The 12,524-nt window shown below is 62.9% G+C and carries 11 protein-coding genes; 4 read left to right on the top strand and 7 right to left on the bottom strand.

Annotated elements, in window-relative coordinates:
* Positions 1–281: 281 nt before the first annotated feature.
* The 7 genes from ACX17K_RS21850 to ACX17K_RS21820 form a co-directional block, all read right to left on the bottom strand.
* Complete coding sequence (locus ACX17K_RS21850; RefSeq protein ID WP_021475347.1) at positions 282–719, bottom strand: OmpA family protein; 438 nt, start codon at positions 717–719, stop codon at positions 282–284.
* Positions 720–793: 74 nt separating this feature from the next.
* Positions 794–1,291 carry an Hcp family type VI secretion system effector gene (locus ACX17K_RS21845; RefSeq protein ID WP_021475346.1) on the bottom strand — a complete coding sequence of 166 codons (498 nt, stop codon included), beginning with the start codon at positions 1,289–1,291 and terminating at the stop codon, positions 794–796.
* A gap of 69 nt (positions 1,292–1,360) precedes the next feature.
* Positions 1,361–2,839, bottom strand: a complete 1,479-nt coding sequence (gene tssC / locus ACX17K_RS21840; protein WP_166439973.1) for a type VI secretion system contractile sheath large subunit — start codon at positions 2,837–2,839, stop codon at positions 1,361–1,363.
* A complete protein-coding gene (gene tssB / locus ACX17K_RS21835) occupies positions 2,836–3,342 on the bottom strand; it encodes a type VI secretion system contractile sheath small subunit (RefSeq protein ID WP_493776416.1) in 507 nt (168 codons plus the stop codon). Before tssB ends, tssC begins: the two co-directional genes overlap by 4 nt.
* A 34-nt stretch (positions 3,343–3,376) precedes the next feature.
* Positions 3,377–4,393: a type VI secretion system-associated protein TagF gene (tagF, locus tag ACX17K_RS21830; protein ID WP_493776415.1), complete on the bottom strand. Its 1,017-nt coding sequence runs from the start codon at positions 4,391–4,393 to the stop codon at positions 3,377–3,379.
* Positions 4,394–4,409: 16 nt separating this feature from the next.
* Positions 4,410–8,165 (bottom strand): type VI secretion system membrane subunit TssM, encoded by a 3,756-nt coding sequence (gene tssM, locus ACX17K_RS21825; RefSeq protein ID WP_493776414.1) that lies wholly within the window; start codon positions 8,163–8,165, stop codon positions 4,410–4,412.
* 61 nt (positions 8,166–8,226) lie between these two features.
* A complete protein-coding gene (locus ACX17K_RS21820; RefSeq protein WP_493776413.1) occupies positions 8,227–9,084 on the bottom strand; it encodes a M15 family metallopeptidase in 858 nt (285 codons plus the stop codon).
* Between the two features lie 137 nt (positions 9,085–9,221).
* On the opposite strand from ACX17K_RS21820, the gene tssJ reads away from it, so the two are divergent.
* Genes tssJ through tssE form a run of 4 tightly spaced genes read left to right on the top strand, consistent with a single transcriptional unit; the run spans position 9,222 to position 12,361 of the window.
* Positions 9,222–9,782 carry a type VI secretion system lipoprotein TssJ gene (gene tssJ, locus ACX17K_RS21815; protein ID WP_493776412.1) on the top strand — a complete coding sequence of 187 codons (561 nt, stop codon included), beginning with the start codon at positions 9,222–9,224 and terminating at the stop codon, positions 9,780–9,782.
* 47 nt (positions 9,783–9,829) lie between these two features.
* Positions 9,830–11,176, top strand: a complete 1,347-nt coding sequence (gene tssK / locus ACX17K_RS21810) for a type VI secretion system baseplate subunit TssK (protein WP_493776411.1) — start codon at positions 9,830–9,832, stop codon at positions 11,174–11,176.
* A 7-nt stretch (positions 11,177–11,183) separates the two neighbouring features.
* The gene (icmH, locus tag ACX17K_RS21805; protein WP_347370031.1) at positions 11,184–11,885 is read left to right on the top strand and encodes a type IVB secretion system protein IcmH/DotU; all 702 of its coding nucleotides are present in this window, start codon (positions 11,184–11,186) and stop codon (positions 11,883–11,885) included.
* Positions 11,882–12,361: a type VI secretion system baseplate subunit TssE gene (tssE, locus tag ACX17K_RS21800; protein ID WP_166439979.1), complete on the top strand. Its 480-nt coding sequence runs from the start codon at positions 11,882–11,884 to the stop codon at positions 12,359–12,361. The genes icmH and tssE overlap by 4 nt, the downstream gene beginning before the upstream one ends.
* The last annotated feature ends 163 nt before the right edge of the window (positions 12,362–12,524 follow it).

Here is a 12,524-nt window from a genome sequence, read left to right as displayed (position 1 = left end):
CAGGCAGGTGAGTTGATAACGATAGGCCTTGGACACGCCTTCTTCGCCATCCAGGCTTTGCGGCAGCAGCTGCTCGGCGGCGACCTGTCCGCTGCCCAGCTCCAGGGTGAGCAGGCGCTGGTCCTGATTGAAGGCGGAGGCGAAGGAGGAAAGCAGAGTGCTAAGGTCCATGGCGCGATCTATCCGTTATCGTTGTATCTGAATTCTTTGATGCCGCTCCGTGGAACTCACGCCGATATCGGCGGAGATGCGGCAACGGGGCGGCAGTTTCACAGCATCTATCAGTCGCTGACGACCAGGCGCACGCCATGCACCGGGCGTTCGGTGTCGTAACGCAGGGTGATCCTGCTGGACGGCACGCCGGCGTTCACCAGGTATTCGCGCACATTGGCGGCGCGGGTCTGGGACGCGGCTTTGGCGTTGCCGATATCGCGGCGATAGCAATGGCCGCGGATCAGAACGGATTTAGCGGTCTTCAGTTTGGGCAGCAACAGGTCCAGCTGAGCCTCGCCCACCGGATTGAGCTTGGCGTCCATCTTTTCAAACGGCACCAGGGTAGCGTCGGCCGCGTAGTTGGCGGCAGCCTGCTTGGCAATCTGCGCCTTGGCATCATTGGCGGCGGCGACGGCCTTGCTGGCCTCCACCTGCTCCTTGGTCGGCGCCGTTTTGCAGGCAGCGCAAGACAAGGCGACAACCACGGCGATCAACAAACGTTTCATAGCGACTTTCCCCAAGTGATAAAAAACTTAAAAACCCGCCCGGGGCCGGGCGGGTCTGGATTCCATTGCTGGAATTAGGCGATGACTTTGTTCGCGGTCAGGTCCCAACCGGCGCTGACATTGCCGCCGCCGGCGCCGTCGGCGCGCTTCTGCTGGGTGTAGGTCCACTTGATCTTGCCGTAGCTGAAGCTGACCTTCTCGCCCGGGAAGCCGCTGTCGGTGGCGGAACCATGCGGCTCAACCTTGGAGATCAGGACTTGTTCCATCTTGATTTCCATGTACTTCACCTTGTCGCCACCTGCGCGGCACAGCTCGATGGTGATCTCTTTGATGTGCTTGCCGGTGCAGCAAGCTTCGTAGATCTTCGGGCTGGCTTTGTCCAGGAAGTGGGTGATTTCGTACACGCCGTGGTTCACGCGTTCGGCGGTAGCGCCGCCGGCGGTGCTGGCGGAAGCCTGAGCCGGTTGTTCCAGCTTGTGGCTGAACGATTGGATTTCGATCCAGTCTTTGTGCTTGTCGTCGCCGCTCTCACCAGGAATGCCATCGATTTTCAGAAATGCATCAAAAGCCATCTGTACTTCTCCTTAAACAAGGTTCAAAAAAATGGGGGCGGGACTCCCCCAAATAATCAATGCGTCGCGTTAGCCAGCCGGTTGCGGCAGTTCTGCCACCAGACGCAAAGAAATCGTCAGCTCGTCGAGCTGGAAATGGGGACGCAGGAAGGCGGCGGCGCGATAGACGCCCGGTTTGCCCGGAACCTCCACCACGTCGACGCGCGCTTCGCGCAGCGGATACTTGGCCTTGGCTTCCTGGCTGGCGGAATCGTCCAGCAGCACGTACTGGGCCAGCCAGGTGTTCAGGTAGTCCTGCACGTTCTGGCGCGAGGCGAAGCTGCCGATCTTGTCGCGCATGATGGACTTCATGTAATGCGCGATGCGGGAAACCGCGAAGATGTACGGCAGCTGCGTCGACAGGCGCGCGTTGGCGTTGGCCGAGTCGGTGTTGTAGGTCTTGGCCTTCTGCGCCGACTGGCCGCCGAAGAAGGCGGCGTAGTCGGTGTTCTTGCAGTGCACCAGCGAGATGAAGCCGAGGTCCGACAGCAATTTCTCGGTGCGGTCGGTGATCGCCACCTCGGTCGGGCACTTCAGCGCCACTTCGCCGTCGTCGGTCTTGAAGGTGTGGGCAGGCAGGCCTTCCACCAGGCCACCGCCCTCCACACCGCGGATGGCCGCCAGCCAGCCGAACTGGGCGAAGGCGTCGGTCAGGCGCGCGGCGTAAGCGTAAGCGGCGTTGGTCCACAGATACTTGTCGTGGTTGCTGCCGTCGACGTTCTCTTCGAAGTCGAATGCCTCGACCGGCACATTGTCGCGGCCGTACGGCAGGCGGCCCAGCACGTGCGGCAGCACCAGGCCGACATAGCGGGAGTCTTCCGATTCGCGGAAGGACTTCCACTTCGCGTATTCGACGGTATCGAAAATCTTGGCCAGATCGCGCGGCTTGCCGATGTCGGCGAAGCTTTCCAGGCCGAACAGGCCAGGATCGGCCGACGAGATCAGCGGCGCGTGGGCGGAGGCTGCCACGTGCGACAGCTCGTCCAGCAGGTAGAAGTCTTCCGGGTGGCGGGTGAATTCGTAGTCGCCCACCAGCGCGGCGTAAGGCGCGCCGCCGAAGGTGCCGTACTCTTCTTCGTAGATCTTCTTGAACAGCGCGCTCTGGTCGAACTCGGCGGCCGCCTTGAAGTCCTTGACCAGGTCTTTCTTGGACGCGTTCAGCACCTTGATCTTCAGCTGGGTGCTGGTCTCGGACTGCATCACCAGGTAGTTCAGGCCGCGCCACGAGGCTTCCAGCTTCTGGAACTCAGCATGGTGCATCACATTGTTCAGCTGGTCGGAGATCAGCTTGTCGATCTCGGCGATGCGGGCGTCGATGCTGGCGGACAGGTCGCGCGAGACGGTGACGCTGCCTTGCAGCACCTGGTCGACCAGCTCGCCGATCAGATCGCGAGTGTGGCTCTTTTCGCTGTCGTTGGTGGCGATGCGGCTCTGCTCGATGATGCTGTCGAGCAGACTGACGCCGTCAGCCGCGGCCGGCGCCGCCTGTTGTTGCAATTCCGCGCTCACTGCTCGTCTCCTTCTTTCTTGCCGCCGATCTGGCGCAGCTTCTCGGTATCGCGCACCACTTCGTCCAGCAGCTCTTCCAGCTTGTCGTTGCCGGCCAGCTTGTTGCGCAGATCGGCCAGACGGGTGCGGGCCTCCAGCAGCTGGTTCAGCGGATCGATCTGGCGCACCACGTTTTGCGGCTCGAAGTCGGACAAGTTTTCGAAATTCAGCTCCACGCCCAGCTGGGTGCCGTCATCCTTCAGCGCGTTGTCCACCTTCATCGCCAGGCGAGGCGCCATGCCCTTCAGCACCTCGTCGAAGTTGTCGCGGTCGACCTGAACGAACTTGCGCTCCTTCATCTTCGGCAGCGGCTCCTTGCTGTGGCCGGAGTAATCGCCCAGCACGCCCAGCACGAACGGCAGCTCCTTGGTTTCGATCGCGTCGCCGATCTCGACGTCATAGGTGATCTGCACGCGAGGCGGACGGACCCTCGACAGTTTTTTCTGAGTGCTTTCCTTGCCCATGGCTCTTCTCTATTCAAAAAGGTTCAAAACTAAGCTACGCAATATTGCGCGCGAGACTGGATAGAACGGTTCGCAACTGTGCTAAAGACAGGCCCGGATCGTTCAATTGCCGCCCCAGCACATAGGCCGCTTCGGCGTAGGACTGATGATTGCGCCACGGCGCCTTCACATCGTCGATATCCACCACATGCTTGGAATCGAGCGGCGCGCCCCAGCACTGGCTGGCGATCTGCTCGTTCAAACCCGCCGGCAACAGCACCAGGAAATGGCCCTCCGGCCGGCGCACGATCAGGCATTGCTCCAGCGCCGCGCCGTTGTCGGTAGCCGCGTGGTACAGCGCCAGCCAAGTGACCGCGGCCAGCACGTTGTCGCCCTCCACCGCCGGCAAGGGCAGCGCATAGGCCTGCACCGGCAGGCTGTCGCGGAATTTCTTCAGCAACCGGTGATGGAACACGAAGGCCAGCAGCACCGACTCCAGATCGCCGCGGCCGGCCGCGCTCAGGCTGCGCGACAGCACGTCGGCGGTAGTCACCGACAAGTGCTTCTCCAGCAGCTGCTGCGCCAGGTCGATGTCGGCCACCGACGAGGCGCCGAAGCGCAGCTGCTCCTCCAGAAACTGCTTGCAGGCCAGCATTTCCACCGAGTTCTCGATGGCGCTGGACAGCTGCTCCTTCAGACCGGTGAAGAACAACTCATTGGCCAGAAGCAGGATGGCAGTGGACGGCAAGGCCGGATCGACCGCCACCAGCGAGGCCGCCACCAACGGATAGTTGCGGCCGCCCTCGTCGCGGCTGGGCTGGATCACGCCCAGCGACAGCCAATTGTGGTCGCGGCTTTGCAGCACGAAGGAGGTCGGCGGCATGGCCAGGTAGTCGCGCGTGGCTTCCTCGGTGAACTCCAGCCGCTGCAGGCTCTGCGCCAACAGCTGGTCCAATTGCATCGCCGCCGGGTGGGTGGCGTTGACGCGCACGAAATCGGCGCGCCGCGGCAACTTGCCGAAAATGCAGAACTGCGGTGGCACCTCCTGGGTGCGCTTGAAATTGAGCGGCATGCCGTTCATCTCTCCATTACAACGTCACGCGCTCGGGCAACGTCAGTTTGTACAGGCGGTTCAACTGCAGCGGATTGACGCCGCCCAGCATGCGGAAATTGAAACGAACGGTCTGCCCCTCGGCGCCGCTGCCCTTGGGCAGCGTCCAGGTCAGCTGGGCGGCGCCGTCGCCTTCCTGACTGACCTTGGAGCCGGCCAGCAGGCGCATCAGGCCCATGCGGCCGGACTGGTTGCCCACCACCGTGCTGGCGCCGGCGTAGTTGACCACCTGGATGCGCGCGCCTTCGCCGTTGGTGCCCGGCCAATTGAACGGCTGCCATTGCTGCGGGCCGTTGCGGTAGCGCAACTCCTGGCCGTCAATGCTGAGCACGATCTCGGACAGGCCCGGCGTCGGCAGCGGCTGCAACTCGAAACGGCTGTTCTCGCCATCCTGCAGCTGGGTATTGGCCAAGGCCATCAGGTTGCTGACGCCGCTGAGGAACTGCGGGTTGAAGCGCACGCCCTGATTGCCCCAGGCGCGCGGCACCAATTCGTCGCCCTTCTTCTGCACCAGGCCGGTCAGGTATTTGTTGATGAATTTGTCCAGCGTGCCGTCATTGGCTTTGACGAAACGGCTGATGTCAGCCACCGACGCGCTGCTGTTGGAATCGCTGAACGGATACTTGCTGGCCAGCAGCCTCCACTGCGGCAGCACCTCGTTGGCCCAGGCCTGGTTGATGTCCTGCGCCACCGGGCCCAGCAGCGCGCTGTACGACTGCGACAGCGGGCGCACCAGCATCGGACGGACCATTTCCACGGTATCCGGCGTCGCGCCGTTGAGCAGGGTATTGTCGACATAGGCCAGCGTGTCGCCCAGTTCGGAACCGGAGCCGTTCAGCGTGGATTGCAACGCGGTGCGGGCCTGCGGGCCGGGTTCGTCGGTGGTGGCGATGGCGGCCATCTTCACTTTCAGCTTGGCCAATTGGTCCAGGTAGCTGTTGATCGGCGAGTTGTCGCCCTTGACCAGCGTAGCCACGCCGGCGAAATGGGCACCCACCACGCCATATTGCTTCTCGTTCTTGCCCGCGGCCTGCGTGTCGCCGCTCTTGAAGAACTCGGTGGTTTTCTCCAACACCGAGCGCTTGGCGGTTTCCAGCGAGCGGTTCAACTCCGACGGATTGTCCCAGGAAGTCTCCTGGGCCGCGCGCGCCAGAATCAGCTTGATCGGCGAATTCTGCTTGTCGGCCAGACGGGTCATCGCCGAAGCCGACTGCGCCGGATTGGCGATGTCGCGCACCACCACGCCGGCCAGGAATTTATGCCAGGCGGCGATGTACTGAGACCGGTACAGCGCCTCCAGCGCGGCGCGGTTTTTCTCCACGTCGCCGTCCTTGCCCAGATCGTCCTGAGTGCTGGAAGCCAACACCCAGTCGTCGCTGCGTATCGTGCCCTTGCTGGCCTCGTCTATGGCCGCGCGCACATAGGTGTTCCACGCCTCGCGGGTGTAGGCGCCCTCCACCATCTGGCTGCTGGCCATGATGTCCATGTCGCGGTTGTCCAGAATGCGGGCCACGGTCAGCGGCGCGAAACGGGTGTTGGCGCGCGCCTTGATCTCGTTGAACACGCGCTCCTGGGCGGACAGCTGCTTGAACGAGCCGCGCAGCACGTCGCGGGCGTCGGCTACGACCTTGACGTCGTTGTCGATCAAGGGCAGATCCGGCTCCTTGATCTGGCTGACGTAGAATGCCACCAGCTTCTCGGCCTGACCCATCACCTCGCTGACCGGATACTCGCCGCGCTGGCTTTCCAGCCACGGACGCCAGTAGCGCGGCAGCTGGTCAGCCAAGTGCGCGTCCTCCATCCGGCGGCGGTCATGCAGCATCAGATAGGTTTTCAGCGCGTTGTAGGCGACGTCGAGCTTTTGCGACTTCTGCGGCTGGCCGCTTTCCGCTGCGGCCTCGCCCGCCGTCGGCGCGGAGGCGTCGAGCTTGCCTGTGGTCGCCCGCTGCGGCATTTCCAACGCGCCCAGCTGGATGTTCGGCAGGCCGTGCTTGGGACGCGGCTTGTACGGTTTGGCCGGTTTCGGCGCCGGAGCGGGCTTCGCTTCGGGTTTGGGTTCCGGCTTGGGCGGCTGGGTCACCGCCACCGGCTGCACCGCGCCAGGCTTCAGCGCGGCCAGCGTGGTCTCCAGGTTTTTCTGCACCGGGCGCAGCATCACGTCTTTCAGCCCGGCGAAATAAGCCTTGCGCAGATTGCGCTCCAGCTCTTCGCCCTGATACAGGCCCAGACCGATCTGCCACGGCTCGCCGTTGCGGCGATACGTCTGCAGTTCTTCCAATCGGCGCTGCAGGATCAGCAGGCCGTTCAGGCGGTCGTACAACTGGCCTGACGCGGCCAGCTTCTGCGCCTGGGCGCGCTCGGCGTTCACCTGGGCGATCATCTGCTGGTTGCCGACGAAAGACCAGGTCCAAGCGCCCGCCACCGCGGCCAGCGTCACCAGGCCGGCCACCATGCCGGCCAAGCGCCAGCGGCTGCCGCTGGGCTTGGTCTGCTGGAAGATCAGGTGCTGGTCGGGGAACAGCACTTCGCGGAACAGGCCGCGCAGGAAGTAGCTGTACGAGGCCGGCGCCTGATGCTTGTCCATGCCGGCGGAAGACAAGTCGAACTGGCCTTGCACGCGGCCGGCGGTCACGATGCGCGGCACGCCTTCCTGCAGCGCGCTGGTGAAGTAGAAGCCGCGCAGCAGCGGACGGGAATGGTACGGGTCCTCTTCGAACAGCAGGCGGACGAATTTCACCACCGCCTCCTGCAGGCCGTGGAATTCGATCGGGAAGGCGAAATGGGCGGACTTGACCGCGTCGCCGCGCGCGCCCACCAGCTTCTCCTCACCCATCTGCACCAGGCCGCGGTACAGCTGCTCGAATTGCTGCGCCACGACGGCGCCGGCGTCGAAGCCGGTGCCCTGGTCGGCGGACAGCGTCGCGCCCCAGACCCGGGAACGCTCCTCCTCGCCCGCCTCGTGGAAGAACTGGGCGAAGCCGCCCAGCAGGTCCAGCTTGGTGAACACCAGATAGATGGGCACCATCAGGCCGAAGGTATTGCACACCTCGTGGATGCGCTCGCGCACTTGGCGCGCGTAGAGCACGAAGCCCTCGCTATTGTGCTGCGCCAGTTCCGGCAGGCTGATCGCCACCATGATGCCGTTGACAGGCGCCTTGGCGCGGTGCTTCTTCAGCAACCTGAGGAAGGCCAGCCATTCGGTACGGTCCTCGCTCTCGGTCGCGTAGCGGCCTGCGGTATCCAGCAATACGCCCTCGGTGGAGAAGAACCAGTCGCAGTTGCGCGTGCCGCCCACGCCCTGGATGCCGCTCTTGTCGCTGAACGGAAAGCTCAGGCCGGATTGCAAAATAGCGGAACTCTTGCCCGCCGCCGGATGACCAATGATCATGTACCAGGGCAGCTCATACAGCGCCGCGCTGCCGCGGGCGCTGCCGAGATTGGATTTCTTCAACGTGTCGATCGCGCCCAGCAGACGCTGCCGCAGCAACGTCACTTCCGCGCGCTTGTCGGCGCTGGCGTTGATCACAGCATCGTCAGCCTGCCGCCGCAACATGCCTTCCAGCATGCCGCTGGCGCGGCGGCCAAGCGCCTGGCCTATCAGCAGCGCCAGCACCCATACGATCATCACCGCCACGATCCAGCCCAGCCGCGCTTCGACAGATTTCAGGCCCAGCCAGGGGCCCAGCCACCAGATCAGCGCGATCAAGATCAAGAATCCGATGGCCGACGCCACCTTGGCATTCCGTAGCCAACCTTTGTGTAACACCGAATTTACCTTCCCTTAGAAGCTGAAATCATTTTTTGTTGCGCTGCGCCAACAGTGCGCGCAGCGAACCCGCGCGCTCGATGTGGCCGTAATCGCGGAAACTCCACACGCCGCCCCAGGTCAAGCCGGCCGCCTGCGCCTCTTCGCCCAACGCGTTGTAGGCCTGCATCGCCCATGGATCCCGCTCTGAAATCACCACCTTGCCGCCCCGCACCGGCGCTAGGTCGGCCGCCAGCCCATACTGGTGCTTGCTTTCCCCGCCCTTGGCCTGCGTCACCTTGGTGCTGCCGCCAGCCAATCTGTTCTGGCGCTCGGCGCTGCGGTATCCCTCGAGCAACACCATCGGAAAGCCGCGCGCCTTCATTCTTTCCATCACTCTCAGCACATCCTGGACGAAAGCGGGATCCATCCGGCTCCAGTCTCGGTCGGCCTTATCCAGCGCCAACTGCGGCTTTTCCGCCACCGCGTCGACGAAAGCGCTGGGCGGCAGCGGCAGCGGCGGCACCAGTTTCTCCTCCAGCAGCGCTTGGCGAATCTGGTTGCCATGCGCATATTCGCCGGGCACGAACTGCGGATCCTTGTGATAACCGCCAAAGTGCAACGTTATTGCCACAACTGCCGCCACCAGCGGCAGCGCCAGCATCGGCAGCAGCATTCCCACCGGCCACGCCCTCATCCAGGCGAAGACGCCTCCGGCTCCGGAAAGCCGGCGCGAAGGGGGCGCTTCGACGGCCGGAATGTCTACCGGCTCGCACGCCAGATCCGTTGGGGTTGCGATTGTCGCCCGCTCCACCTGGAGCTGCGCTCCGCCGAGAAAAAACCGCCAGCCGAGCCACAGCAATAGAAGAACGATACCGGCCACAATCAGCGGCACGAAAAACATCATTGGAATTTTTTATAAAAAACAAACGATTGATGAACCGACAAAATACGCGATATGCTTGATTTGATTTGCAAAGAAGTCAAGTGCCCTTTCAAAACCAGACAGGGTTTCTCTGACTCCTCACTGGCAAATTCTGTAGAATGAACCACTATTTGGGTGTGGATTATATGGACTTCACTAAGCACTGGCAAAAAACTTGCATGATCTTCGCAGCATTGGCGCTGCCGCTGCTCGGCGGCTGCGGAGGCCCAAAGAATATCACGCTCAGCACTGAAGCCAGCCAGATGTTGAACCGCGACAAACACGGAAAACCGCTATCCGTCGTGGTTCAGGTTTACCAATTGAAATCCGATCAGGAATTCAAATTACTCACACCTGACCTTTTGGCCAGTGGTAAACCAATTGAGAATGTGCTTGGCTCTTCCGTATTATCTCGCAAGGAGCTGTTATTCGTTCCCGGCGGTAAACAGGAAATGGATATCACTATTGACGAGGGCGCTAATTTCGTCGGCGTGATTGGATATTTCAGACAGCCCAACCTGCAATTCTGGCGCTTGTTATATGACGCCAATCGCGTGCGTAGCAAAGACCTGAAATTCAAGGTCGCAGACTGTTACCTGCAGGCGATCAAGCCCGAAGCCCTGCAACTGCCCGACCAGCCCAAGAGCGGCGCGGTCGAGTGCCCGGCTTCCCGCAACTAATCCACGCGGCTCCACCGCGACCAACCCATGCCGAGGTTCAAGCAGTAATGCTTCAAGCACAAAGAATCCTATGGGGCGAAGGCATGTTCCTTCGCCCGCAGCATTTCCAGCAGCACGCGCTGTTCCAGGAACAGGCCCAAGCCAGCCTGCTGCAGCTGACCCACCGCCACGCCTGGGGCGTGCAGCGGCTGGCGCTAGACGAAGCCGCGCTGAAGGGCGGTCTCGTTCGCGTGGACGAGCTGACGCTGCTGTTTCGCGATGGCACGCTGCTTCAGGCGCCCGCCCACACCCCGCTGCCGCTGAGCCGCGATCTGACCTCGATGCCGCAGGCCGGCGTGAAGACCACGCTGTACGCCTGCCTGGCCCAGTTGCAGCCCTATGGCGGCAATACCCGCAACGGCGAGGCCAGCGCCCGCCCTACCCGCTTCCACAGCGACCATCGCGAGGTGTCCGATCTGTACACCCAGGCGCTGGCCGCCGATCTGTCCACGCTGCAGTTGGACGTCAAGCTGATGCTGGAAGAGGAAAACCGCGACGGCTACGACTCCATCCCGCTGTGCCAGCTGGAAAAGGACGCCACCGGCCAATGGGGAGTGGGCCGCGAATTCCTGCCGCCGCTGCTGGCCATCGAAGGCTCCACCGAGATGATGCAGATGCTGCGCCGCCTGCTGGACATCCTGCTGGTGAAGAGCCAGTCGCTTGCCGGCGCCCACCGCGAGCGCGCCAAGAGCGTGATGGAGTTCGGCTCCGCCGACATCAGCTCCTTCTGGCTGCTGCACACGGTCAATCGCAATTTCGCGCGCCTGCGCCATCTGTCTCAATGCCAGCCGCTGCATCCGGAAGAGCTGTACATGGCGCTGTCCGAGTTCTGCGGCGAGCTGCAGACCTTCACCACGCTGTACACGCTATCCGATATCCCGGGCTATCGTCACGACAAGCTGCATGAAGTGTTCCCGCCGCTGGATCTGCAGATCCGCGAGCTGCTGGAAACCGTGGTTTCCGCGCGCTACAAGGTCATCCCGCTGCACTCGCCGCGTCCGTCCTTCCATATCGGCCGCCTGGAAAGCGACCGCCTGCTGGAAAACGTGGACTTCTACCTGTCGGTGCAGAGCGACCAGCCGGCCAGCTACATCATCGACAACGTGCCGCTCAAGCTGAAGATCGGCGCGCCGGACGATGTGGAACGCATCCTCAACTCGGCGATGCGCGGCGTCAGCCTGGCCCACTCGGCGCAAACGCCGTCCGCCATACCGGTGCGGGTGGGCAACCACTACTTCGCGCTGGAACCGGGCAGCGAGATCTACAGCCGCATGCTGCAATCGCGCAGCGTCTGCATCTATATCCCGCAAACCCTGGCCAATATTTCGATAGAACTGATCGCGGTCTTCCGCTGAGCACACCATGAACCAAGCAAGCACCCAAACCCCTGAACGCGCCATCGCCGTCTCCGCCCCGGCGGCGCCATCCATGCGCGAGATGCTGGAAGACGGCATCTACCTGCTGTTCCTGCTGAAGGAAGGCAACGCGCCGAGCAGCGCGGTGGAATTCAACCGCCGCGTCGACCACTTCCTCGGCCAGTTCGAGCGCAACGCGCGCAACTTCAGCAAGGACAACAACGCCATCAGCCATGCGAAATACGCATTCTGCGCGCTGATGGACGAGATCATCCTGTCCTCCGATTTCGCGCTGCGCGACGAGTGGGAACGCATGCCGCTGCAGCTGCGCCTGTTCGGCGAGCATCTGGCCGGCGAAGGCTTCTTCAACCGCCTGGAGCAACTGCGCAACAGCCCGGCCGAGAACATCGAGCCGCTGGAGGTTTTCTACACCTGCCTGCTGCTGGGCTTCCAGGGCAAATACCTGCTGGAAGGCCAGGAAAAACTGGGCTACCTGACCCACAAGCTGGGCCAGGAAATCCAGCAGGTGCGCGGCGGCAAGGCCGACTTCGCGCCCAACTGGCAGCTGCCGCAACGCTTCCAGGCCTTTGTCCGCCACGAGTTGCCACTGTGGCTGTACTTCGCGCTGCTGGCCATCGTCGGCGCCGGCATCTTCGTCGGCCTCCGCTGGATGCTTGCCCGCCAGGCTTCGTCCCTATTCGGCCTATGAGCGTCGCCCGCCACGCGCAGATCCTGCCTTCGGTGCTGGATCGGCTGCTGGACGACGAGCCGGACCAGAGCCACATCGAGTCGATCAGCCTGTTTGAACTATCCCAGTTCAAACGGGCGCTAGCACGTGACCTGGAAGCGTTGCTCAACACCCGGCTGATGCCGCTGGACGAGTTGATGGAGTCCTTTCCCCTGGCCCGCGACAGCCTGCTCACCTTCGGCATTCCGGACCTGTCCGGCATCAGCCTGCTGAACCCGGACGACCGCGAACTGCTGCGCGAGCAGTTGCGCCGCTCGATCGAGTTGCATGAACCGCGGCTGTCGCGCGTGCGCGTCAACCTGGACGCACCCCGCGAGATGGAGCGCCATCTGCGCTTCCGTGTCGACGCGGTGCTCAAAGTGCATCCGCACCGCCCGCCGGTCACCTTCGACGCCACGCTGCAACTCTCCTCCAACGTTTATAAAGTGCAGGGCTGAACGTCCTCTTCTGCTGCCGATCATGGACCTAACTAGCTTACTTTCCTCCTTCGCCTCCGCCTTCAACCAAGACCAGCGCCTGCTCACCCTGGAGCTGGGCAGCGGACAGGTCGCCGCCGAGCAGCTGCTGCCGCAAAGCCTGGATGGCGAAGAAGGCGTGTCC

It is taken from the genome of Chromobacterium sp. INPA-IVC (genome assembly GCF_059047085.1).
This window is presented reverse-complemented; position numbering and strand designations above follow the sequence as displayed.

Bases quoted from the DNA above. Each gene is read 5' to 3' on its own strand.
- ACX17K_RS21850 (WP_021475347.1), bottom strand. From the start codon at position 719: ATGAAACGTTTGTTGATCGCCGTGGTTGTCGCCTTGTCTTGCGCTGCC.
- ACX17K_RS21845 (WP_021475346.1), bottom strand. From the start codon at position 1,291: ATGGCTTTTGATGCATTTCTGAAAATCGATGGCATTCCTGGTGAGAGC.
- tssB (WP_493776416.1), bottom strand. From the start codon at position 3,342: ATGGGCAAGGAAAGCACTCAGAAAAAACTGTCGAGGGTCCGTCCGCCT.
- tagF (WP_493776415.1), bottom strand. From the start codon at position 4,393: ATGCCGCTCAATTTCAAGCGCACCCAGGAGGTGCCACCGCAGTTCTGC.
- ACX17K_RS21820 (WP_493776413.1), bottom strand. From the start codon at position 9,084: ATGATGTTTTTCGTGCCGCTGATTGTGGCCGGTATCGTTCTTCTATTG.
- tssJ (WP_493776412.1), top strand. From the start codon at position 9,222: ATGAACCACTATTTGGGTGTGGATTATATGGACTTCACTAAGCACTGG.
- tssK (WP_493776411.1), top strand. From the start codon at position 9,830: ATGCTTCAAGCACAAAGAATCCTATGGGGCGAAGGCATGTTCCTTCGC.
- icmH (WP_347370031.1), top strand. From the start codon at position 11,184: ATGAACCAAGCAAGCACCCAAACCCCTGAACGCGCCATCGCCGTCTCC.
- tssE (WP_166439979.1), top strand. From the start codon at position 11,882: ATGAGCGTCGCCCGCCACGCGCAGATCCTGCCTTCGGTGCTGGATCGG.